23 protein-coding genes are annotated in these 22,893 nt (G+C 61.1%); 18 read left to right on the forward strand and 5 right to left on the reverse strand.

What is annotated here, in order from left to right; genetic code table 11:
* Positions 1 to 62: 62 nt before the first annotated feature.
* The 14 genes from allE to NE637_RS11565 all read left to right on the forward strand — a co-directional run bounded on the left by allE (position 63) and on the right by NE637_RS11565 (position 11,176).
* Complete coding sequence (allE, locus tag NE637_RS11500; RefSeq protein ID WP_227118789.1) at positions 63 to 833, forward strand: (S)-ureidoglycine aminohydrolase; 771 nt, start codon at positions 63 to 65, stop codon at positions 831 to 833.
* Between the two features lie 28 nt (positions 834 to 861).
* Positions 862 to 1,854, forward strand: a complete 993-nt coding sequence (gene ilvC, locus NE637_RS11505) for a ketol-acid reductoisomerase (protein WP_227118790.1) — start codon at positions 862 to 864, stop codon at positions 1,852 to 1,854.
* A gap of 93 nt (positions 1,855 to 1,947) precedes the next feature.
* Positions 1,948 to 3,183 (forward strand): M20 family metallo-hydrolase, encoded by a 1,236-nt coding sequence (locus NE637_RS11510; protein WP_192113109.1) that lies wholly within the window; start codon positions 1,948 to 1,950, stop codon positions 3,181 to 3,183.
* Between the two features lie 215 nt (positions 3,184 to 3,398).
* Positions 3,399 to 3,869 carry a ribonuclease HI gene (gene rnhA / locus NE637_RS11515; protein ID WP_192113110.1) on the forward strand — a complete coding sequence of 157 codons (471 nt, stop codon included), beginning with the start codon at positions 3,399 to 3,401 and terminating at the stop codon, positions 3,867 to 3,869.
* A gap of 103 nt (positions 3,870 to 3,972) precedes the next feature.
* Positions 3,973 to 4,953 carry a hypothetical protein gene (locus tag NE637_RS11520; protein ID WP_192113111.1) on the forward strand — a complete coding sequence of 327 codons (981 nt, stop codon included), beginning with the start codon at positions 3,973 to 3,975 and terminating at the stop codon, positions 4,951 to 4,953.
* 9 nt (positions 4,954 to 4,962) lie between these two features.
* Positions 4,963 to 5,403 (forward strand): C-GCAxxG-C-C family protein, encoded by a 441-nt coding sequence (locus NE637_RS11525; protein WP_192113112.1) that lies wholly within the window; start codon positions 4,963 to 4,965, stop codon positions 5,401 to 5,403.
* A 9-nt stretch (positions 5,404 to 5,412) separates the two neighbouring features.
* Complete coding sequence (locus tag NE637_RS11530; RefSeq protein WP_227118791.1) at positions 5,413 to 5,721, forward strand: ubiquitin family protein; 309 nt, start codon at positions 5,413 to 5,415, stop codon at positions 5,719 to 5,721.
* A 43-nt stretch (positions 5,722 to 5,764) separates the two neighbouring features.
* The gene (locus NE637_RS11535) at positions 5,765 to 6,439 is read left to right on the forward strand and encodes a site-2 protease family protein (protein WP_227118792.1); all 675 of its coding nucleotides are present in this window, start codon (positions 5,765 to 5,767) and stop codon (positions 6,437 to 6,439) included.
* A gap of 80 nt (positions 6,440 to 6,519) precedes the next feature.
* Positions 6,520 to 6,957 (forward strand): Holliday junction resolvase RuvX, encoded by a 438-nt coding sequence (gene ruvX, locus NE637_RS11540; protein ID WP_022659004.1) that lies wholly within the window; start codon positions 6,520 to 6,522, stop codon positions 6,955 to 6,957.
* Positions 6,954 to 8,024 (forward strand): endolytic transglycosylase MltG, encoded by a 1,071-nt coding sequence (mltG, locus tag NE637_RS11545; RefSeq protein ID WP_022659005.1) that lies wholly within the window; start codon positions 6,954 to 6,956, stop codon positions 8,022 to 8,024. Before ruvX ends, mltG begins: the two co-directional genes overlap by 4 nt.
* Before the next feature lie 10 nt (positions 8,025 to 8,034).
* Positions 8,035 to 8,271, forward strand: coding sequence for a hypothetical protein (locus NE637_RS11550; RefSeq protein WP_022659006.1), 237 nt, complete (start codon positions 8,035 to 8,037; stop codon positions 8,269 to 8,271).
* Between the two features lie 49 nt (positions 8,272 to 8,320).
* Positions 8,321 to 9,973: a cobyrinic acid a,c-diamide synthase CobB gene (locus tag NE637_RS11555; RefSeq protein WP_227118793.1), complete on the forward strand. Its 1,653-nt coding sequence runs from the start codon at positions 8,321 to 8,323 to the stop codon at positions 9,971 to 9,973.
* Positions 9,974 to 9,980: 7 nt separating this feature from the next.
* A complete protein-coding gene (locus NE637_RS11560; RefSeq protein ID WP_227118794.1) occupies positions 9,981 to 10,673 on the forward strand; it encodes a precorrin-8X methylmutase in 693 nt (230 codons plus the stop codon).
* A gap of 305 nt (positions 10,674 to 10,978) precedes the next feature.
* A complete protein-coding gene (locus NE637_RS11565; RefSeq protein ID WP_227118795.1) occupies positions 10,979 to 11,176 on the forward strand; it encodes a tautomerase family protein in 198 nt (65 codons plus the stop codon).
* Between the two features lie 39 nt (positions 11,177 to 11,215).
* Here the strand turns inward: NE637_RS11565 and NE637_RS11570 are convergent, their stop codons facing one another.
* Positions 11,216 to 11,590 carry a winged helix-turn-helix transcriptional regulator gene (locus NE637_RS11570; protein ID WP_215647497.1) on the reverse strand — a complete coding sequence of 125 codons (375 nt, stop codon included), beginning with the start codon at positions 11,588 to 11,590 and terminating at the stop codon, positions 11,216 to 11,218.
* Positions 11,591 to 11,635: 45 nt separating this feature from the next.
* Positions 11,636 to 12,649: a hypothetical protein gene (locus tag NE637_RS11575; RefSeq protein WP_227118796.1), complete on the reverse strand. Its 1,014-nt coding sequence runs from the start codon at positions 12,647 to 12,649 to the stop codon at positions 11,636 to 11,638.
* Positions 12,650 to 12,796: 147 nt separating this feature from the next.
* Between NE637_RS11575 and NE637_RS11580 the strand changes: the two genes are divergently transcribed.
* The 4 genes from NE637_RS11580 to NE637_RS11595 all read left to right on the forward strand — a co-directional run bounded on the left by NE637_RS11580 (position 12,797) and on the right by NE637_RS11595 (position 20,398).
* Positions 12,797 to 13,813, forward strand: coding sequence for an NAD-dependent epimerase (locus NE637_RS11580; protein WP_192113119.1), 1,017 nt, complete (start codon positions 12,797 to 12,799; stop codon positions 13,811 to 13,813).
* Positions 13,810 to 16,056, forward strand: a complete 2,247-nt coding sequence (locus tag NE637_RS11585) for a peptidase U32 family protein (protein WP_227118797.1) — start codon at positions 13,810 to 13,812, stop codon at positions 16,054 to 16,056. Before NE637_RS11580 ends, NE637_RS11585 begins: the two co-directional genes overlap by 4 nt.
* A gap of 121 nt (positions 16,057 to 16,177) precedes the next feature.
* Positions 16,178 to 17,032, forward strand: coding sequence for a tRNA1(Val) (adenine(37)-N6)-methyltransferase (locus tag NE637_RS11590; RefSeq protein WP_227118798.1), 855 nt, complete (start codon positions 16,178 to 16,180; stop codon positions 17,030 to 17,032).
* A gap of 54 nt (positions 17,033 to 17,086) precedes the next feature.
* Positions 17,087 to 20,398, forward strand: coding sequence for a UvrD-helicase domain-containing protein (locus NE637_RS11595; protein WP_227118799.1), 3,312 nt, complete (start codon positions 17,087 to 17,089; stop codon positions 20,396 to 20,398).
* A 267-nt stretch (positions 20,399 to 20,665) separates the two neighbouring features.
* Here the strand turns inward: NE637_RS11595 and NE637_RS11600 are convergent, their stop codons facing one another.
* From NE637_RS11600 to NE637_RS11610, 3 genes are all read right to left on the reverse strand, one after another.
* On the reverse strand, positions 20,666 to 20,923 hold the full coding sequence (locus NE637_RS11600; RefSeq protein ID WP_027180864.1) for a hypothetical protein: 258 nt from the start codon (positions 20,921 to 20,923) through the stop codon (positions 20,666 to 20,668).
* 129 nt (positions 20,924 to 21,052) lie between these two features.
* Positions 21,053 to 22,492, reverse strand: a complete 1,440-nt coding sequence (locus NE637_RS11605) for a sigma-54-dependent transcriptional regulator (protein ID WP_256267740.1) — start codon at positions 22,490 to 22,492, stop codon at positions 21,053 to 21,055.
* Positions 22,493 to 22,589: 97 nt separating this feature from the next.
* On the reverse strand, positions 22,590 to 22,893 hold a 304-nt coding region (locus NE637_RS11610; protein WP_256267741.1), incomplete at its 5' end, for an Hpt domain-containing protein.

A 22,893-nucleotide genomic window follows, 5' to 3' on the forward strand; every position in this document is an offset into this window, starting at 1 on the left:
CGGAGACCGGCGCGCTGTGCCCGGTCTGGGCAAACAAAACTAAATCTGCTCGAGGAGGAAACATGGCTTATCCAGAGGGTTTGCTGAAAACACGGGCGGTCATCCGGCCCGGCGAATACGCGGTCATTCCGCCGGAAGGTCGGGTGCGCAACGTCATACCCGGCATTGAGGGCTGCAACATGTCCATCATTGCCTCCCCAAAACTGGGTGCGAGTTTTGTGCAGTATGTGGGCACAGCCCTGCCCGGCGGGGGCACGGTCGCCCCCTTTGCGCAGGAGCCGGGCGTGGAGGCCTTTTTATATGTCATGGACGGCTCTGGCGCGCTGACCGCAGCCACCTGCGGGCAAAAGCACGCTCTGGCCCCCGGCGGCTACGTGTTTGCACCCGCGGGCAAAGGCCTTGAGTTTACCAACACCACCAATGCCCCGGTGCGCTTCCTGCTCTACAAGCAGCGCTACATCGCCCTGCCCGGCCACGAGGCCGAAGCAGTATTCGGCAATACCGCAACAATGGAAGAGCGTATCTACGAAGACATGGCCAACGTGTTTATCCGCGATCTGCTGCCCACCCACCTGGGCTTTGACATGAACATGCACACCCTCAGCTTTGACCCCGCGGGCTGCCATCCATTTGTGGAAACCCATGTGCAGGAGCACGGGGCCTATATGCTGGAAGGCGAAGGCATCTATCTGCTGGGGGCCGAGTGGATTCAGGTGCAGAAGGAAGACTTCATTTTCTTTGGTCCCTACACGCCCCAGGCAGTGTACGCCACTGGCAGGGGACGGCTTACCTACATCTATTCCAAAGACTGCAACCGCGACGTGGCCCTCTAGCCTCCCGCTTTTTCAACAAGGATATACCATGTCACAGTTTGGTGAAATTTACAGGGACGAAGACGTTGATATTTCCGTGCTGCACGGCAAGACCATTGCCATCATCGGTTACGGCAGCCAGGGCAAGGCACAAGGCAAAAGCCTGCGCGACAGCGGCATCAACGTTATTGTGGGCGTAGGCGACAGAACCGTGCACAACAGCTGGAAGGACGCCGAGGCCGACGGCTTTGCCGTGTACGACATCGAGGAGGCCGTAAAAAAGGCGGATATCGTCCATATTCTGCTGCAAGACCCGGCCCAGCCCGCCGTGTACTATTCTTCCATCCACGCCCACCTGCGCCCCGGCCAGACCCTCAGCTTTGCGCACGGTTTTGCCATCCTCTACGGCACCATCAAACCGCCCAAGGACGTGGATGTCATCCTGTTTGTGCCCAACGGCCCCGGCCCGGTGGTGCGCCGCAAGTTCAAGGAAGGTTCGGGCATCTACGGCGCGGTGGCCGTTGATCAGGACGTCAGCGGCCATGCCGCCGCCACTGCCCTTGCCATTGCCAAAGGCGTGGGCAGCACCCGCGTGGGCACCATCAAGCTCTCGTTCCAGCACGAAACCGAGGGCGACAATTTTGAAGAACAGGTGCTCTACGGCGGGGCCATCCAGCTCATGCGCTCCATCTACAAGGTCATGACTGATAACGGCTATCCGGCTTCCTTCGCCTATGCCAAGGCCGTGCGCTCCATCCGCTCCATCATTGACGATATTGATGAAGTGGGCGTGGAAGAATACCTCACGCGGCGGGCCAGCCGCACCTGTGAATTTGCCGTGCGCACATCCGGCCCGCGCGTCATCAACGAAGACGCCATCCAGCAGATTTTTGAAGAAACGGAAAAAGGCATCTTTGCCCGTAACTGGCTGAATGAATTCAATCTGGGCATGCCCACCCTCAACCGCATGCGCCGCACCTGGGCCGATTCGGACATGGAGCGCACAGGCAAGCTGTTCCGCGACAAATTCGGCATGTCATAGGCTTTTTCCGCCGCTGGCGGGATGTGCCTGCGGGCACGGGCTGGCAGCCCGTGCCCCCGCCGGATGAATAGAGCCTGAACCAAGGGAGAAGGCATGAACTCTGTGCGTGTAGACAAAGCGCGGCTGCAAAACCGCATGGAAGCAATATCTGCATTCGGGGCAACTGCGGGCGGCGGCGTCACCCGGCTGGCCCTGTCCGATGCAGACAAAGACGCCCGGCAGCAACTCAGCGCATGGCTGAAGGAGCTGGACTGTGAAATCCATGTGGACGGCATGGGCAACATCTTTGCCGTGCTGCCGGGCAAGGACAGAAGCCTGCCCCCGGTTATGACAGGCTCTCACGGCGATTCCCAGCCGCTCGGCGGACGTTTTGACGGCATGCTGGGCGTTGTGGCTGGCGTGGAGGTTGTGAGCGCCCTGCGCGAAGCGGGCGTAACCCTGTTGCGCGATCTGGTGGTGGCCGACTGGACCAACGAGGAAGGTTCCCGCTTCACCCCCGGCTGCTCCGGCTCCGGAGTATGGGCTGGCAAGCTGGCGCAACAAGATATGTACGCCCTCAAAGACCAGCAAGGCCTTACCCTTGGCGGGGAGCTTGCACGCATCGGCTTCCGGGGCGATTCCAGTTATTTCCCCCGCCCTGTACATGCGGTCTTTGAACTGCACATAGAACAGGGGCCTGTGCTGGAAGAGAAAAGCATCCCCATCGGCATACCACAGGGCATTGTGTGCCTGCGCTGGTACAATGTGCGCGTGCAGGGCGTGCCGAACCATGCCGGGCCAACGCCCATGACCAGCAGGCACGATGCCATATACGCCTTTTCGCTCATGGCGGCGCGCATCTTTGAGATCGCCCGCAGTTCCGGCCAGGTGGTTGCCACTGTAGGCGAAGTGCATGCTTCGCCCAACTCGCGCAACGTCATTGCCGGGGATGTGCAGTTCACCATCGACGTGCGCGGCTGGGACGAAGCCGCCACAGATGATGTGTGCCAACGCATCGAGGCCGCGCTGGCAGAGGCCGCGCAGCAGGCGGGGTGTGAGGTTACGCCCGAACGCATCTGGCAGGTTTCGCGCGTGCCCTTTGACCAGCGCCTGCGCGGAATGGTGCGCGAGGCCGCGACCAACCTTGGCCTGCCCTGCCTGGACATGGTCTCCGGAGCATCGCACGACATGATCTATATTGCCCAGGTTGCGCCGGGAGCCATGATATTTGTGCCCAGTATGGGGGGACGCAGCCATGCCGAGGTAGAAAATACCTCGTGGGAAGACTGCGCGGCAGGCGCTGACGTGCTGTTGCACTGCCTGATGCGCGCGGGCAACGAGCCCGGCTAAGGCAATTTCAAGCCACAAAATTTTACGGGGGAGGGGTCTATCTCCTCCCCTGCGCCCTCGCATCTTCATTTCTGCCGCAAGTCATTCAGGGATATTTCTGCCAGAATGGAAACGACCTCCCCCTGCCCCAAGAGGCGCATTGCCCAGCAAGGCTTTGCCGTGTATGCTTGCCGCTCGCCGAACAGCTTCGGCAGGAACCCGCGTAAAGGACTACAATGCAGAAAGTGACCATTCATACTGACGGCTCATGTCTGGGCAATCCCGGCCCCGGCGGCTGGGCCGCCGTACTCAAACTTGATGATCAGGACTACCGCAAGGAATTTGCCGGAGGCTACAAGCTGACCACCAACAATCGCATGGAAATCCTGGCGGTTGTGGAAGCCCTCAGCCAGTTGCAAAGCCCCTGCGAAGTCGAGCTCTACTCCGACTCAAAATACGTGTGCGACAGCATTGAGAAGCGCTGGGTCTGGGGCTGGCAGAAAAAGGGCTGGATCAAGAGCGACAAAAAACCCGCCCTCAATGTGGATCTGTGGAAACGCCTGCTTCCCCTGCTTTCCACCCACAAGGTGCGTATGCGCTGGCTGAAAGGCCATGCCGGGCACCCTGAAAACGAACGTTGCGACGTTCTGGCCCGCGCAGAAGCTGGCCGCAGGGATCTGCCCCCCGACACGGGCTATAATCCCTAGCCACGACAAATCTCCGTTTTTGCCCTTGCGGGCGTACCCGCAGGGGCGCACAACTACTTGACTGCTCCGCATTTCAGCTTCCGGCAGTACCAACCCCACCAGCATGACAGCAACTTCCCCTGATACCGCACTCACACTCGCAAGCCTCTGGCATTCCCTTGGCTGGCCTTTGCTGCGTCTGCTGCTGGGGCTGGCGGTGGGTTTGCTTGTGGCAAACCTGCTGGAGGCCCTGCGCTGGACGCGCCATCTTGCCCGGCTTGCCGCGCCTCTGGCCCAGGCCGCCCATCTGCGCGAAGTTGCGGGCGCGAGTTTTTCGCTGGCCTTTGTGTCCCCCGCCGCCGCCAACGGCCTGCTTTCAGATAGCCACAATCTGGGCGAGCTTTCGAGCAACGAACTTATGCTGGCAAACCTGTTCAACAGCCTGCCAGCCTATCTTGTGCACACGCCCACCATTTTTCTGCTCACATGGCCGGTACTGGGCACTCCTGCTCTTGTATACGTGGGGCTTACATTTATTGCCGCCGCTGGGCGCACGGGTTTTACCGTTGTACTTTCACGCTGGCTGCTGCCGCCGCCTCCGCCGGGCTGTATTGCCTGCCAGAACATCAAGCAGGCGGGCACCTCCTGGCGCGATGCCCTGAACAAGGCCTGGCGGCGCTTTTTGCGGCGTCTTCCCAAACTGGTGTACTTCACGGCACCCATTTACGTGCTTATGTTCTGCATGCAGCGCTATGGCTATTTTGCGCTGGCAGAGGCATGGCTCGCCGATCACATGGGCTGGCTCTCATTTTTGAAGCCGCAGGCCATGGGCATAATTGTGCTGCATCTTGCGGCGGAGCTTGGCGCGGCACTCGGCGCTGCGGGCAGCGTGCTGCAAACTGGCGGGCTTTCGCCGCGCGATGTGGTGCTGGCCCTCATGGTGGGCAATATCCTTTCCACACCCATGCGGGCCATACGCCACCAGTTGCCATCCTATGCGGGCTTTTTCCGCCCGGCGCTGGCCCTGCGGCTTATCCTCGCCAATCAGGGGCTGCGGGCCGCCAGTATGACTGTTGTGACCCTCGTTTACTACTTCTGCACATAAGGACAAAACATGAGCACCCTTCCTGAACTTGAAGAAGTGCAAGAAGACTTCAACATGGGTATTATCTGCGCCCAGCAGGTGCTGGCTCACTTTGCCGACAGGCTTGGCCTGACAGAAGAAACAGCCCTGCGCATTGCCTCGGCCTTCGGCTCCGGCATGGGCAAGGCTGAAGTGTGCGGCTGTGTTTCCGGCTCGCTCATGGTGCTAGGCATGCTGCATGGCCCAAGCGGCCCTTGTTCGCGCCCGCAAAAGGACGCCTTTTACGCCCGGCGCGATGCCTTTACCGGGGCTTTTGCCAAGGCTCACGGCAGCTTGCAATGCCGGGGAGTTCTGGGGCATGACATTACCACGCCCGAGGGCATGGCCGCTGTCAAACAGAACAATCTTTTCATCAAAACCTGTGCGCCGCTGGTTTGCCACACCTGCGCGCTGCTCGAAGAATACCTCTAGGAGTATTGCATGACTGACACCGCCACCCCGGCTACCGATGCCCAGGCAACCGAGGCCGCAGCCGCCCCCGCCGCGCACGCCGCTCATGTTCAGGTAGTCAAGCCGGAACACACGGGAGCCCGCGTAACCGTACTGGTGCAGCCGGAAGAAAAATACCTTTCCCTGCCCCGGCCCAAGACCTCGCGCCAGCTGCTTGCAGCACTTGGCCTTGCCGAGGAAACAGCCCTTGTGGCCCGCAACGGCCAGCTGCTTACGCCTGACCGCCACATCTGGCCCAACGACGATCTGCTGGTGCGCAAGGTAGCCTCTTCGGGCTAGGCCCGACCTTGCCGCGCCAAGAGGAAAATGGTACCCGCAACATATGCTGAACCTAGACCTTTCCCAGGTGCTGAGCACCCTGGCAGTAGCCGCTGTACCCGCTCTTCTGGGCATCATTCTGCATGAAGTGGCCCACGGATGGGTGGCCTACCGCTGCGGCGACCCCACCGCCAAATACATGGGGCGGCTGACCCTGAACCCCCTGCCGCACATTGACCCCATGGGACTGCTGGCCTTTGTGCTCACCAGCCTTTCCGGAAGCTTTGTTTTTGGTTGGGCCAAGCCTGTTCCGTTCAATCCCCGCTACTTCCGCAATCCCGCAAAAGACATGATGCTGGTGGCTCTTGCCGGGCCGCTCACAAACTTCCTGCTGGCAGGGCTTTTTGGCGTTTTGCTGTGGGCGGTGCTGCATATTTTTCCGCCGCAACAATGGATGGACAGCACAAGTTACGTCTTTGCGCTCAAGACCATCCAGACGGGCGTAATCATTAATTTCGGGCTGGGCTGGCTCAATCTGATGCCCATTCCTCCGCTGGACGGCAGCAAGGTTGTGGCCTATTTTCTGCCCCCAAACGCCGCATATCGTTACCTGAGTGTGGAGCGTTACGGATTTGTCATTCTTTTGTTGTTGCTGTTCACCGGGGCGCTTGGGCTTGTGCTTGGGCCGCTGGTCAGCGGCAGCGCCCTTGGCCTGCTGTCGCTGCTGGGCATCATTTAGGCAACCTTGCCTTTGAGAAGGCATTTTCTTAGGTATGGCCGCACCCGCTGGCAAACGCGCCGCGCACAACGAGGCTTGCAGTGAAATTCGTTGCCGTTGATTACGGTCTGGCCCGCACGGGCCTTGCCGCATCCGACCCTGAGGGTCGGCTGGCCTTTCCGCTGGCTACCTTGCGGCTTGAGGATTTCACCGACCGCAAGGCCTTTCTGGCCGCCCTTGCCGAGCGCATTGCCGAGGCCGGGGCAGAAGCGGTGGTGGTAGGTTTGCCCCTGACCCTTGATGGGGAAGAAACTATGACCACGCGCCAGATACGCAACGTAACCGAACGCCTCAAGCGCCGGGTGCCGCTGCCTTTTTTCTTTATGATTGAGGCGCTGAGTTCCGAGGAAGCCTGGGCCGACCTGCGCGAGGCCGGCCTGAAAATGCGCAAACGCAAGGCAGTGCTTGACCAGCAGGCCGCTGTGCGCATTCTTTCTTCCTTTCTTTCGCTTGCGCCCCAAGACCGGAGACCCGCATGAAAACACTGTTGCGCGCGCTGGGCCTGCTGCTTTTGCTGGCCCTCGCAGGCGGAGGATGGGTGGCTTACGAGGCTCACACCTTCCTCACCACCGCACCGGAAACCCCAGGCCGCGATGTTTTTTTTGACGTTCCCGCCGGGGCGCGTCTGGCGCAGGTAAGCGCAGGGCTGGTCAAGCAGGGGGTTGTGACCGACGCCCGCAAGCTCGACCTGCTGGCCCGCTATAAAAAATGGGAAAACCGCCTCCAGGCTGGCAGATTCGCTCTCAATACCGGCTGGCTGCCGGAAAAGGTGCTGGACGAACTGGTCAACGGGCACCCCGTGCTGTACCGCGTCACCGTGCCGGAAGGCCTCACATGGTGGCAGACGGGCAAGGTGCTGGAAGAAGCCGGGCTTGTGGTTTTTGACGACTTTCGCAAGGTCGTGACCGACCCGGACTTTCTGCGCCATTACGGCATCCCCTTTGCCACGGCTGAGGGTTTTTTGATGCCGGATACGTATCTGCTCAAAAAGAATGACGTTGTCGATCTGGCGCAGGCCAAGGCCGTTGCCGGGCGCATGGTGGACAACTTCTGGCGCAAGACCGCCAGCGTGTGGCCCGATGGCAAAAAACCGGGGCCGAGCCAGACCGAACAGCTCAAAACTTGGGTTATCCTTGCTTCCATTGTGGAAAAGGAAACAGGCATAGACGCAGAACGCGCCCGCGTGGCCGGGGTCTACCAGAACCGCATTAACAAGGGCATGCTGCTCCAGGCCGACCCCACAGTGATTTACGGCCTTGGCCCCAACTTTGACGGCAACCTGCGCCGCCGCGATCTGGACGATCCCAACAACCTTTACAACACCTATCAGCGCCCCGGCCTGACGCCAGGCCCCATCTGCTCGTTCGGCGCAGCGGCCCTTGCCGCAGCCGTCCGCCCCGAGGCGCACAACTATCTGTACTTTGTGGCGAAATTTGATGGTGGCGAGCATGTTTTTTCCACCAACCTCAATGACCACAACAAGGCCGTGCGGCAGTATCTGCAAAACCGCCGCAATGCCAAGCCCGCCGCGCCCGACGCGCGCTGAGGAGGCCCCTGTGAAGTACCTCATCGTTGAAGACTTTTCTGGTCAGGAAGTGCCTTTCATCTTTCCGCGCCGCGTAGACCACAGTGACATGCGCGAACAGTTGCCCTACAGCCGCGTTGTTTCCGCCGGTTTTGTGGAACTGGGGCCAGAAGGTTTTGCCTGCTCCGGCGGCAACCCCGAGCTGCAACTCAAAGCCCGGCCAGAGGCAGACGCAGCCATCATTGCCGAGGCCCTGCGGCAACGCTGACAGCGCCTGGCGCAAGGCAATCCCTGCCGACACCCTATGGAGCGCAAGCATGCCCAAGCCGCAGCCGAGCATACCCGGCCTTGTCATAGGCGGCACGGGCAGTAATGCGGGCAAAACGACCTTTACCCTGTCCCTGCTCTGCGCCCTTCACGCTCGCGGGCTCATGGCACGCGCTGCCAAGACCGGGCCGGATTATATTGATGCGGCCTTTCATGCGGCGCTGACAGGCCAGCCCGCAGCTAATCTGGACACATGGATGTGCCGGGAAACCGCGCCGTCCCCTGCCGAACACCCGCTACCCGCAGGACGCATCCCCAGAGGGTTGGGACGCGTTTTTGAACGCATGTCCACAGGCTTTTCCCAGCATGAGGACGCGGGCGGCGCAAAGGCCGAGACAAATCCTTCCGCCAAGCCAGACCTGCTGGTGGTGGAAGGAGCCATGGGACTCTATGACGGAGGGCACCGTGGAGCGGGCAGCACTGCGCATCTGGCCTCCCTGCTGGGTCTGCCCGTGCTGCTGGTGCTCAACGCAGGCGGTATGGGGCAGTCCATTGCCGCGCTGGCAGAGGGATTTTTGCATCACCGCCCCGCATGGGCAGGAGGCCTGTCTGTCCGTTTTCTTGGCATGGTGTGCACCCATGTGGGCAGCGCCCGCCACGCCGATCTGCTGCGCCAGTCATTGGCACCCGTGACCAAGAGCGCTGGCGTGCCCCTCTTGGGCCTGCTGCCCCGGCAGGGTGCGCCGGAACTTCCCTCCCGGCATCTGGGGCTAGTGGAAGCGCGCGAGGCCCTGCCTGCGGTGGACAGGCAAGCCCTGACCCAGTGGGTTGAGCAGCACTGCGACCTGAACCGCATGCTCAAGTTGGCAGGCGTGCAGACGCCACGGCTGGCAGTCGATGCAGACAAGTCCGGCGCATCTGTGCCGGAAGTTGCCCGGCAAGCGCGATTATCCGAGGCACATGAGCCGCCGACAGACAGATTTTTCCCCCTTTCAGACGCACAAACGCAGCACCCACCTCGCCCCCAACGCAAGCGCAGGCCTGTTGTGGGCCTGGCATGGGACGAGGCTTTCAGCTTTTGTTATGCGGATCTGCCTGCCGTGCTGCACGAGCTTGGCGCGCGCATTGTCGCCTTTTCTCCACTGCGGGACGCCGCGCCGCCAGCCGAATGTTCTGGCCTGTACTTTCCCGGTGGCTACCCGGAACTGCATGCCCCCCGGCTCGCGGCCAACACGGCCATGCACGCCGCCCTGCACGGGCTGGCTGCACGCGGCATGCCCATGTACGGTGAGTGCGGGGGCTATATTTACCTTATGCAGTCCGTGCAGGTTGCAGGGCAAAGCCATGCCATGAGCGGCCTCCTGCCACGCAACTGCGCGCTTGGCGCAAGCAAGGCGGCTCTGGGCTACCGGGCCGCGCAGGCCGCGCCAGACTGGCCCGCGCTCAACCAGTCTGCAACCCGGCCCCTGTGGGTACGCGGGCACGAATTTCACTACGCGCAGGAAGAAGAAATACCCTTACCCTCTCCATGCCGTCCCCTGTGGAAGCTCTACGACAGCCAGGGCCGTTTTTTACGGGATGAAGGCTGCCGCCTCGGATCTGTCGCCGGATCATGGTTGCACTGCTATCCCGAAGGCTCCCGCCGCTTCTGGCGCGCATGGCTGCGCACTTGCGCCGCCCACCTTTCAGACACACGCCCTTGAGGATTTTATGGTTCACAACTCCACAGACAAAACCAGCGTTGACCTTGACCCGGCCTGCACACCCGCCGAGATTGAAAACCGCTCTTTCACCATCATAGATGCGGAAATTCCCGAACCGCGAGCCTTTAGCGGCTCACTCTGGCAGGTGGCCCGCCGCTGTGTCCACACCCTTGGCGATACGGATATCGTGGACGACCTGAGGCTGAGCGCCCAAGGCCTTGAAGCTGGCGTGAACGCCCTGCTCGCGGGCTGCACCGTGTATACTGATACCCGCATGGCCGCCGCTGGCCTGCCCATGCGCCGCCTTGATCCGCTGGGGGTAACGGTGACGCCCCTCATGGCGCTGCCCGGTCTTGCGGAGCTTGCCGCCAGCCGGGGTACCACACGCTCCCGCGCCGGGCTGGAGAGTATTGCGCAGGACATGGGCGGCAACATTGTGGTCATCGGCAATGCACCCACTGCCCTGCTGGGGCTTCTGGACGTGCTTGCGCAAGGCGCGCAGCCGCCTGCCCTCATAGTGGGTATGCCTGTGGGTTTTGTGAATGCGGCGCAGTCAAAGGAACTTCTGCGGCAAAGCCCCTGGCCCCACTTTACCCTGCTGGGCCGCAAGGGCGGCTCCGCCGTTGCGGCGGCCTGCATCAACGCGCTGGCGGACATTGCTCTTGCGCAGCGCGGCCTCACTCGGGTTGCGGCTCTTTAGATAAAGCACCGGGTAGCGGCTCTTTTCAGCAATAGTCTGAATCCTGGCTGGTTATTGAAAATGGGCATTCCCTGAACATGAACAAGTTCAGGGAATGCCCATCAGCTTTTGGCGGCTAAACCTTGGCGGGGACAGTCACACGGGCACGCGCTGCCATCTTTGCAGGTTTGAACTTGGACAATTCTTGCTATTTTTTTCATAGCGCGCTATTCATTCCATAGCGCGCGCAAGAACACTCACCCTTGCTTGCAGTTTCGCAAACCCTCGGAGCGTAAGCCGCAAGATCAAACGACAAGGAGCAAACCATGCCCGTCATCACCATAGCCATGCACAGCACAACGGAAGAAGTGAAGAAGAACCTGATTGAAGGCCTGACCGCAGCCGCAGTGGCGGCTACGTCCGTTCCGCAAGAAAAGTTCGTGGTATTTGTTGAGGAATACGCAACCGATGCCATCGGTCTGGGAGGCCGGACGCTCAAGGCCATCAAGGCCGCGCAGCAGTAGTCTGCGGCCCGATTATGCAGGAATCCCTGGGGGAGGCGGCTACGCGAGCCTTTTGCTGAGCAGTTCGCTCCAGCGTTCGGCCTCCTCCGGGGCCACTTCCATAGCCCAGGTGATGGCCCAGGCTCCAAATGGCTCCAGAAGGAGGCTCAACTCCACGCCCATGTCTGTCAGGGCATAGCCGTCATTGGTGGTGCACACGAGCTTTGCCTCGCGAAGTTCTTTCAAACGGCTGTTGAGCACCGCCGGGGATATGGATTCGCAGGCCTCCTGCAAGGCGCGGAATGTGGCCGGGCCCTTGCGCAGTTGCCAGATAACGCCCATGGCCCACCGCTTGCCCAGCAGGTCAAACAGCGCCATGAGCGGCACGCCGCTGCGGGAACCGCGAACAGGTTTACCTGGTGTGGGTATGCTCATTCTTCCGCCGCTTTAGCGCTGAACAATATGGTGCCATATCTGCAATTAACCTTGCTTGCGGGGCTTTTCAGCCTCATCTGCTGCGGAAGCATCCGCGGAGGCATCAACGGGCTTTGACGCATCTGCGGGGCTGGCTGCGCTGCCCGCAGGGCTTGCGTCAGCCGTATCTTCAGACGGATTTGCCGTGTCGGGGCTGATAATTTCCGCATCGGTCACATCGTCATCATGACCTGCGGTTCCATTGCGGTCAGCAGCGGCATCACCCGGTGCAGCTTCGGCGTCAAGGGCCGGGGGCAAGGCCTGTGCCTCGACCACATGCCCGCCAAGAGCCAGACGCTGCACCTCGTTTTGCGGCAGGGGTATGCAGCCCTTGTCCACCAGTACGATGCCCGTGCGTTCCAGCACTTCGCGCCGGTACTCATATTCCTGCTGCATGCGGTGATGCCGGTACACAAACCAGCGGTGCACCAGATAGCATACGGCAATAAGAGCGGCCAGACTGCCCGCAATCCAGGGGATATATTCGGCCAGCGCGCCGCCAAGGCGCATCAGGGCAGAGAAAGCCCCGTCCACAAAAAACAGTCCCGCGCCCAGCAGCATGATGCCCAGAAGCAAAACCACCGTGGGCGCATTGCGGATTATGGCATAGAAACGGCGCAGCCGTTCGGGAACCTGTTCATCGTCAGCAGTCTGCCCTGAACCCTGCCCGCCCTGTATGCTGTCCTCGCGTCCCAGATAGCGTGAAACCCAGGTGCCGGAGAGGTGGACAATGAGCATCAACCCCACAGGGGCCAGCACCGCGGCCACGGCCCAGCCAAACCAGGGAAAGCGCGCCAGCGGCGGGCCGCCGGGAACATCCGGCGCGGCATGCATGACGCCGTAAAAAAAAGAAATGCCGCCAACAATCATCTCTACAAAAAAGATGGCGACCATAAGATATATGAGCGCGTCCTTGTACGGGCCAGCGTACCAGGCTGCGCGATCCTGACGGCGGCCTTTATCCGCAGAAGATGCGGACTTGCCTTGCGTTTCGGATCCTTTATTCTCTGCTTTCTGCATTCGTTACCTCGGTCCCCAAAACATACGATGCGGCGCTTTTTCCCGCAAGCCCCCATACCCCGAAACAAGGATTTCACCGTGGCGCGCCGCTCTTGCCCAGAACGCGCATCTGGCTTACTTTGCCTGCATGCACACTGGGAGGTTCTCATGCATGTTCTGGTAACAGGCGCAGCGGGCTTTATTGGATACCATCTTTCCCAACGGCTTCTGGCCGATGGGCACAGCGTGGTGGGCGTTGATAATTGCAACGACTATTACGATGTGCAACTAAAAAAAGACCGTCTGGCCCAACTTGCCGCCATGCCTGAGGCGCAGCGCTTCCGCTTTGAACTTCTGGACATGGCCGATGGCCCGGCAATGGCCGCCCTGTTTGCCCGCGAAGGATTTACCCATGTGGTCAACCTTGCGGCGCAGGCTGGCGTACGATACAGCCTCCAGAACCCGGAATCGTACCTCAATGCCAACCTGCTGGGCTTTGGCCATATTCTTGAAGGTTGCCGCCAGAACAAGGTGGGGCATCTGCTTTTTGCCTCGTCTTCTTCCGTGTATGGCATGAACACGGCACGGCCCTACAGTGTGCACCATAATGTGGACCACCCGGTCAGCCTGTACGCCGCCACCAAGAAAAGCAACGAACTGATGGCCCATTCCTACAGCCATCTGTTCCGCATTCCCTGCACGGGATTGCGCTTTTTTACGGTATACGGCCCATGGGGCAGGCCGGACATGGCCCTGCACCTGTTCACCACCGCCATTGTGCGCGGCGAACCCATCAAGGTGTTCAATGAAGGGCGCATGCGCCGCGACTTTACCTATATCGACGACATCATCGAAGGCGTGGTGCGTCTGCTGCCCTTGGCCCCGCAGCCCGACCCGGACTTTGACCCTGAAAATCCCAACCCCGCCAGCAGCTCCGCGCCCTGGCGCATCTACAACATAGGCAACAACAATACGGTGGAACTCAACGATTTCATCAGCACCCTTGAAGACGCCCTTGGCATGAAGGCCCGCAAGGAGCTTCTGCCCATGCAGCCGGGCGATGTTGAATCCACCTGGGCCAATATTGACGACCTCACCGCCGCCACCGGCTTTGCCCCTTCCACGCCTCTCAGCGAGGGTATAGCCCGCTTTGTGGCCTGGTACAAAGAGTATTATAAAATATGAATGACACTTTCTCCACTTCTGCGGATCATCTGAACATATCCGCCCCCACGCCCGCCCGGCCCGAAATTCTGGCTCCGGCGGGCGACGCGCCTTCATTCCTGGCCGCTCTTGCCGCCGGGGCAGACGCCATCTATCTGGGCCTCAAGCATTTTTCGGCCCGCATGCAGGCAGAAAACTTTGGCCTGACGGAACTTTCACGCCTGACAGACCTTGCCCATGCGGAAAACGCGCGCGTTTACGTGGCCATGAATACCCTGGTCAAACCCAACGAACCGGCTCAGGCCTATCGGCTGGCGGCGCGCCTTGCCCGTCAGGTCAGGCCCGACGGGCTTATCGTGCAGGATCTGGCAATGCTGGATCTGGCGCGTCAGGCTGGTTTTGAGGGCGGGCTTTTTCTTTCCACCCTTGCCAACCTCACCCATCCGGAAAGCCTGTTGCAGGCCAAAAAACTCGGCGCCAACCGTGTTATCCTGCCGCGCGAGCTTTCCATTGACGAAATCCGCACCATGGGCGAGGCCTGCCCCGAAGGCCTTGACCTTGAATGTTTTGTGCACGGCGCGCTGTGCTACTGCGTGTCTGGCCGTTGCTACTGGTCGAGCTACATGGGCGGCAAAAGCGGCCTGCGGGGCCGCTGCGTGCAGCCCTGCCGCCGCGTGTACCGTCAGGGCGGCCCCGCTGCCATTGCGCTTGTGCGCAATGCGGAACGTGAGGAACAGGACCGCATGCGCCAGGAACAGTCCCGCATGGACATTGCCCGCAAAAACCGCACCGGGCGTGATGGGCGTGACCCACGGGCCGGACGCGGCAGGCCGGACGACCGCAGAAATGAATCCTTTGACGCGCCACGCCGCCCCTCCTCGCGCGGGCAGGTGCGCGGCAAGGAGCACAACGGCCGCTGGTTCTCCTGCCTCGACCTTTCGCTGGACGTGCTGGCAAAAACCCTGCTGAACATCCCCCACCTTGTGTCGTGGAAGATCGAAGGCCGCAAAAAAGGCCCCCACTACGTGTATCACGTGGTCACGGCCTACCGCATGCTGCGCGACAATCCCGGCGATGCGCAGGCCCGCAAGGCTGCCGAAGAAATTTTGCAGATGTCCCTGGGGCGGCCCTCCACGCGCGCGCGCTTTTTGCCGCAGAAGGATCACACCATCCCCACCACCCCGGACGGTCAGACCAGTTCCGGTCTGCTGGCGGGCAAGATTCGCATCGAGCCTGAAGGCGGCGTGACGCTCAAGCCCTTCTTTGAACTGCTGCCGCAGGATTACCTGCGAGTGGGCGTAGAAGACGAGCGCTGGCATGCCACTTTGCCCGTAACCCGGCGCATTCCCAAGGGCGGCAGCCTTACCATGCGCCTGCCCAAGCACAAGACGCCCAAGGCTGGAACGCCCGTCTTTCTTATTGACCGACGCGAACCAGAACTCATGCGCATCATCAAAAGCTGGCAGGCGCGCCTTGAGGCCATGCCCTCCCGCCCCAGCAAGGCGGTGGAAAGCGACCCGCGTCTGCCCAAACCCATCAAGGCCAAAACCCGGCCCGACATGTATGTGCGCTCAAGCGTGCCCCACGGCAAGGAGACCCGCACTGGCCGCAGCCAGTTGCAGGCCCTCTGGCTTTCGGCGCGCAGCGCCGAGCTATCGCGCACGGTTGCCCCGCGCATGTGCTGGTGGCTGCCTCCTGTTATATGGCCTGATGAGGAAGAAACCATCCGCCGCTCCATCGGACGGCTGTGGCGCGACGGCGCGCGGCATTTTGTGTGCAACGCTCCGTGGCAGCGCGGCTTGTTCCCCGAGCAGCTTGAAGAAAACGCCGACCTGCTGGCAGGGCCTTTCTGCAACGCGGCCAATGCCTCGGCCCTTGGCATACTTGCCAGTATGGGATTTTCGGGCGCTTTTGTTAGCCCTGAACTGGCGCAGGAGGACATGCTGGCCCTGCCCGCGCAAAGCCCCCTGCCGCTTGGCGTCGTGCTTTCCGGCTACTGGCCCGTGGGCATCAGCCGTTTCGGCCTGCTGGGCGTCAAACCCAACGAACCCTTCCTCAGCCCCATGGGCGAACCCTTCTGGGCGCGGCAGTACGGCGGCAACATCTGGATTTATCCCGGCTGGCCGCTGGATATCACCGCCAAAAGGCAGGAACTGCTCTCGGCGGGATACGGTTTCTTTGCGCACATGCAGGAAAATCCGCCAGCTTCCGTGCCCGAAATGCGGCGCAAGAGCCTGTTCAACTGGGAAGGGGATTTGCTGTAAGGGGCGTGCCGCCCCTAACTCCGGGCGGCTGACCGCATTCGCAGCATCCTGACACATACTTGCGGGCCGCCGACAGAACATGGTTTCTGACGGCGGTCCTTTTTCCGGCGCAGGAAGCCCAATGCACACGGATGAACACTTTTACAACGCCCGACAGCTTTTTCCACGCGGGCTTGAGCAGCCGGAAGGCAGCCTGCGCTTTGGCGCGGACGCCCTCCTGGTGGCTGCCTTTGCCGCTCGCTATGTGGAAAGCCTGGCCGCGCCACGTCAGGCGCATCTGACTGCGGCAGAGCTTGGCTGTGGCTGCGGGGCTGCTCTGCTGGGGCTGGCCTTGCGTTGCGTTGGCATTACCGGGCTGGGGCTGGACAGGGAAGGGCCGCTCGTGCAGGCCGCCACGGCCAATGCCGCGCGCCTTGGCTTGACAGACAGGCTGCGCTTTGCCGAAGCTGATCTGGCCGACAGAAAACGCTTGTCAGAGCTGGCAGGCACAACAGGCGGCTGCCACGCCGGGGGGGTTGATCTGGTTCTGGCAAATCCGCCCTATGGAGTAGCCGGGAGGCCCTCGCCCCGCCATATACGGGAACGAGCGCTGCGTGGCGCACAGGGCGAGGAAAGCCGGGAATACGCGCTCCAGCTATTCTGCCGCGCTGCGGCCGCGCTGCTGAGACATCAGGGCTGTTTTTGCTGTATCTATGACGCTCCGGCCTTGCCGCAATTGTGCGCTGCCTTGAACGATGCGGGCCTTGGGCTGCGCCTCCTGCTGCCCGTCAGAACGCACAGGGCAAAACCCGCATTGCGGATTCTGGCTCTGGCCCGCAAGAATACCGCGCACGAAACCGTGATTCAAACGCCGCTGACGCTGCACACCGGGGCATCCACCAATGACAACTCAGGAACCAGCAAGGTCACAGGCGGCGGCAAACTTGGGCCTCGGTGGTCTACACAGGCGCTGCGCTTCTGCCCCTGGCTGGCCTGACGCAGGCTTTGCTGTGATCAATCCCGCACAGATTCCATCCCCACAGGGTGAATTATGAATTTTATAGCTGATCTGCACATCCATTCCCGTTTCTCGCGCGCCACAAGCAAGGCCCTCAATCCTCGTCATCTGGCGGCCTGGGCGCGCTGCAAAGGTATCAACGTACTGGGCACCGGGGATTTTACACATCCCCAGTGGCGGGCGGAACTGGCGGAGCAGCTCGTGCTGGACGAAACTACGGGACTGTACAGGCTGGCTGTGGAGCCGGAAACTCTGGATTTTATGGACTCCAAGGCTGGTCCCGGCATGCAGGAATCCGCCGACCCGCTGTTTCTGCTGCAGACGGAAATCAGCTCCATCTACAAACGCGGCGGCAAGGTGCGCAAGGTGCACAACCTTGTGTTTGTGCCTACTCTGGAAGATGCGGAGCGCCTTTCGTTGCGGCTGGCGCAGATCGGCAACCTTAATGCCGATGGCCGCCCCATCCTGGGGTTGGACTCGCGCGACCTGCTTGAAATCATGCTAGAATGCGCGCCCGGTTCAGTGATGATCCCCGCCCATGTGTGGACGCCCTGGTTTGCGCTTTTCGGCTCCAAGTCAGGCTTTGACAGGCTTGAAGACTGCTACGGCGATCTTTCGGAACACATTTTTGCGCTGGAAACGGGCCTTTCGTCCGACCCGGCCATGAACCGCCTGATCAGCAGGCTTGACGGCTACGCTCTTGTGTCCAATTCGGACGCGCATTCCGGGGCCAACCTTGGGCGCGAGGCCAATCTGTTTGCGGGCCGCCCCAGCTATGCGGGCATGTTTGCGGCCCTGCGCGCCTCTGCCCGGCGCGAAGACCAGAGCAATCTGGACTGCCGTTTTCTCGGCACCATGGAATTCTATCCTGATGAAGGCAAATACCACCTTGACGGGCACCGCGCCTGCAACGTGGTGCTGGAACCTAAAGAATCGCTGGCTCTTGGCAACATCTGCCCGGTCTGCGGCAAGCCGCTCACGGTCGGCGTGCTGCACCGGGTGCTGGAACTGGCAGACAGGGAAACCCCGCCGGAGTTACCGCACGAACCGGAAGTGCGCCCGCTGATTCCGCTGGCCGAAGTCGTGGGCGAAATACTTGGCGTTGGCCCGGCATCGCGCCGGGTGCAGGAGCGTTACAGCAGCCTGTTGCGCGAGCTGGGGCCGGAGCTGGATATCCTTTGCCGCCTGCCGGAAGCCGACATTCGCGCTCACTGGGAGCCGCTGGGTGAAGCAGTGGCCCGCATGCGGCGCGGGCAGGTCTACCGCGAGGGAGGCTATGACGGCGAATACGGCACGGTAAGGGTTTTCTCCCCGGAGGAACTGGCCGATGCGCGCGGTACCCTGCCGGGTGTAAAGGCTCCTGCCAAACGAGGGCGCAAAAAAGCTGAACCCCTTGAATTTGCAACTGCGCAGACAACTGCCGGGCAGCCCGCATCCGTGCGCGTGCGTCGGGCCAGCCTCCCCCTTGCGGGTGATACCAACGCAGAAGCCACAAGCAATTTTTCTGCGGTAAAATCCGCAGCTAAAACTGACACATCTGCGCAGGCCTTTGCCTATTCTGACGAGCAGCAGACGGCGCTTGCAGCCGGCTCCGCGCCCGTGCTGGTGCTGGCTGGCCCCGGCGCAGGCAAAACCCGTGTGCTGGTAGGCCGCCTGCAATGGCTTGCGGAACAGAGCGCGGACATGCGCAGGGTGCTGGCTGTCACCTTTACGCGGCGCGCTGCGGATGAACTGAGGGAAAGACTGTCCAAGGCCTTTGATGGAGGCGCGCAAACTGCGCTGCCGCAGTGCGACACGCTGCACGGCATGGCCTGGGCGGCCCTGCGCGCTGCCAGCGCGGACAACCCCCCGCTGTTGCTTGGCGAGGATGCCGCGCTCAATTTGTTCCGTCTGGCAAATCCGGAACTGGAAAAGCGTGATGCGCGCAAGCTTTGGGATGCCCTTGCCCTGGCGCGTGAGGGCGGTCTTCTTGCCCAGGAGTCTACTCAAAGCCCTCTGGCCCGAGCTGCTGCCAACTACGCTGCGCGCAAGAACATGGGGCAGCGCTATGTGGATTACGCCGACCTTCTGGACTGGTGGCTGGAGCACGCCCGCGCCCTACCCGAAAACGAGCGTCCGCAGCACGTGCTGGTAGATGAAGTGCAGGATCTTTCCTCTGTGCAGCTTGCCATTGTTCGAGCCTTGCTGCCTGCGGATGGGCATGGATTTTTCGGCATTGGCGACCCGGATCAGGCCATTTACGGATTCCGTGGCGTCACGGGCCAAAGCGAAGCCAGTCTGCGCGCCTGCTGGCCGGGGCTGAACGTCTTCCGCCTTGGGCAGAGCTTCCGTTCCAGCCAGAGCGTACTGGATATGGCCCGCAGCCTTTTGCACCACAATGGGCAGTGCGGCCCATTGCTGGCCGCGCAATCCCTCACGGCTGAACTGCGGCTCTTTTCCGCTCCCGATGAGCGCACCGAGGCCCGCTGGGTAGCAGAGCGGGTTCGACATCTGCTGGGTGCAACGGCCCACACCTTGCTGGATCACAGCAAGGGGGACGATCTGCACGGCCTGGCCGGAGCACTGGCACCGGGCGACATTGCGGTTCTTGTGCGCCTGAAAGCGCAAATTCCCCCCCTGCGTGCGGCCCTTGAACAGGCGGGGATACCATGCGCCGCGCCCTCACAGGATGGATTCTGGCAAGACGCCGCCTGCGCCCGCCTGTTGAGCCTGCTAGGCGCCCATTGCGGTTTTGCGCATGTATCTACCGAGGATCAGGGTCAACAGGATACCTTGCCGCAGAACTGGGCATCGGCAGAGAGCCTGCCTGCTCCGGAGCATATGCTGCCCTGGCTTGCCGAACAGCCCTGGGCGGGGGAAGTCTTTACCGGCAGCCGCCCCTGGCGCGAACTGTGCCGCCTGTGGAACCAGAGCGGCCACTGGGCGGGCTTTTTTGAGCAACTGGCATGGCTTCAGGAGGCCGAGCTTGTGCGCGCCAAGGCCGAGAGTGTGCAGATTCTGACCTTACACGCTTCAAAGGGGCTTGAATTTCAGGCTGTTTTTCTACCGGGGCTTGAAGACGGTCTTTTGCCTTTGCGGCGTGAACTTCTGTTCCCTGCCGCGGATGCCGCAACCAGCAGCACCCAAAGAGAGGCCGACGAGGCCGAGGAGCGCCGTTTGCTGTACGTGGGGCTTACGCGTGCCGCACGGGCGCTGTTTCTCAGCCATTGCGCCCAACGCTCTCTTTATGGGCGCACCCTGCATTTGCAGCCCTCGCCCTTCATGAGCCAGATATGCGAATTTTGCCGGCACAGCACCCTTGCAACACGCACTCGCAAGGAACAGAAACAGATCAGCCTGCTCTGATTCCCTCCCCCGATCTACGCCACCGATGGCAGGATCAAGGGCGCAAAAAAAGCGCCATTGGCGCTTGCGCTTTTGCAGAATTGATTTCGATCCGATGTGGGGAGAGGCATTCAAACGGGCTACAGGTTGGACATAGGAGCATTGTACCAGCCTTGCCCCTGATCTGAGGGCATGGGAACAAGGGCGCAACAGGCTGTCCGGCCTGACAAACGCCACACCCGGCAAAACTGCTCAAGAGTGCGCCACAATGTGACGCAAAAAAGCCGCTTATTCTTCCAGCCAGGAGTCGTCTTCAAGCACCTTGTAACCGCGCACGATGAGGTACACCACGCCGTCCGCTTCTTCCATGATGCCTGATACTTCCACGGGCACGCTGACCTCGTCATCCAGGTCAACCCCGGCGCCGCGCGGCACAATGCGGTATTCCACATCATCCTGCACAACAGCGACACGGGCCTGGCGCGCATCCACAGAGCGCGGCACTGCCGCGACATAACCTCTGACAGTAATGGGACTCTTGTTCATAAGCTCTAACATTGCCTTTCAATGCCGGTTTTTCTCGCCTATAGCTCCTTTTATTTTCTGACGCAAGCATCCCTGGCTCTTTGCCGCGTTTTTTTGACGCGCTTCGGCTCCGCACGCCTGAAGACCTTGTTACAGGCCGTTTTTTTTCATCAGTTCATACCAGTGTCCACGTGAAATACCTGCCACTTCCGAGGCTTTTCGCACGTCTTCCGCGCACATGTCCCAAACCTGTCGCACGTAGGCTTTTTCAGCCTGCGATTTCCATTCACGCAGGCTCGGCGGTTTTTGCCCAAGCGCGTCATTTACCAAAAACCCGTTTTCCTGGGTAGTTATCCCCGCGCCGTCGCTGCCGTGCAACACGCCGTTCTCTTTGCCCGGCGGCACTGCCCCCTGCCCCATGCGACGCCGTACGGAGTCCACGCGCATACGCGTGGGGAGATGCGCAGGCAGGATCAGATCGCTTTTTCCCGCCGTGAGGCATGCCCGCTCAAGACAATGGATCAGTTCGCGCACATTGCCGGGCCAGGCATACTCCAGCAGCACATCCAGCGCCTCGTTGGAAAGGGTTTTTTCCGGCTGATCACTGCCCAGGCAAAAGCGCGCAATGGCCTGCCGCGCCAAAGCGGGGATTTCATCAAGCCGCTCGCGCAACGGCGGAATCACAATGGTGAGGCCTTGCAGCCTGTAGAGCAGGTCTGCCCGGAAGCTGTTTTCCTTGGCCATGTGCTCCAGATTTTTATTGGTGGCGGCCACCAGCCTGAAATCACTGCTGACCTCGCGTACCTCGCCCACAGGGCGAAAACGCCGCTGTTCCAAGGCTCGCAAAAAGACCCCCTGCATGGGCTGAGGCAGGTCACCCACTTCACCCAGAAACAGCGTCCCTTTGTCTGCCGCAAGCAGCAACCCTTCGCGCGCCCTGTCCGCACCGGTGAACGCGCCGCGGCTGTGGCCGAACAAATGGCTTTCCACCAGAGTTTCTGGCAGCGAGGCGCAGTCAACCGTTATAAACGGCCTGGCTGCCCTTGCGCTGTTACGAAAGAGCGCCCGGGCAAAGAGTTCCTTGCCTACGCCGGTTTCTCCCAGCAAAAGCACGTTTACTTCGCTTTTTGCGGCCTGCGCCAACAGCTTGAGAGCGCGGCTCATGCCGGGGCCGCTGCCAAGGATATGCCCGCTGTCCACATCCAGAGCTTCTGATACTGGAGTGCGGTTTTGTCTGAATTGCAGAATCTGCCGCAAACACTGCTCAATATCGCGCATCTGCAAGGGCTTGGTGAGAAATTCCCATGCTCCGGAGCGCAAGGCGGCCTCGGCATTGTCGCCGTCGCCGTTGCCGGTGATGACCACCACATCCGGCGCACCGGGCAGGTGTGCAAAATCAGCCTGATATTCAAGCCCGTTTCCATCTGGGAGCCATACGTCCAGCAAGACCACATCTACTGGCTCACTGACCATGCGCAGCGCCTCCTGAATGGAAGCGGCCAACAGGGTTTCGTGCCCCATGCGGTTGCAGACTACCTGCACCATTGTGCGCATCAGTCCTTCATCGTCCACCACAAGCACTTTGGCCATCAGCTAGTTCCCCCTGAGATCACGCTTCCGCCGATTTCTTGTCTGCGGGCTTTGCCGCACGTGCCAGACCAAAACCTTTTTGCTGGCACTCTGCCCACTAGGCGGTCTTGCCCTGTTCCACACCTGCGGCGAGCACCTGCGCTGCTTCCTGCATTGCCGTACGTAATTTTTGCGCTTCTTCTGAAATAGTTGCTGATTGCGCGTCTTCAGTTGCTGTTGCAACTGCCCGCAGGTGGTCAAGTTTCATGATGCCTGCCGAATTTTTACAGGCATGGGCTGTGCGCCGCAGCTGCTCAAAATCACCCCTTGCAATGGCGGCATCCAGGGTTTGCAGACGTTCGTGAAGTGAGGTAGGCTGGAAAAAACGGACGCCATAGTTCATATCCATATGAGGAGGTTCT

The organism is Desulfovibrio desulfuricans (assembly GCF_024460775.1).
GTDB classification, from domain to species: Bacteria; Desulfobacterota; Desulfovibrionia; order Desulfovibrionales; family Desulfovibrionaceae; genus Desulfovibrio; species Desulfovibrio desulfuricans_E.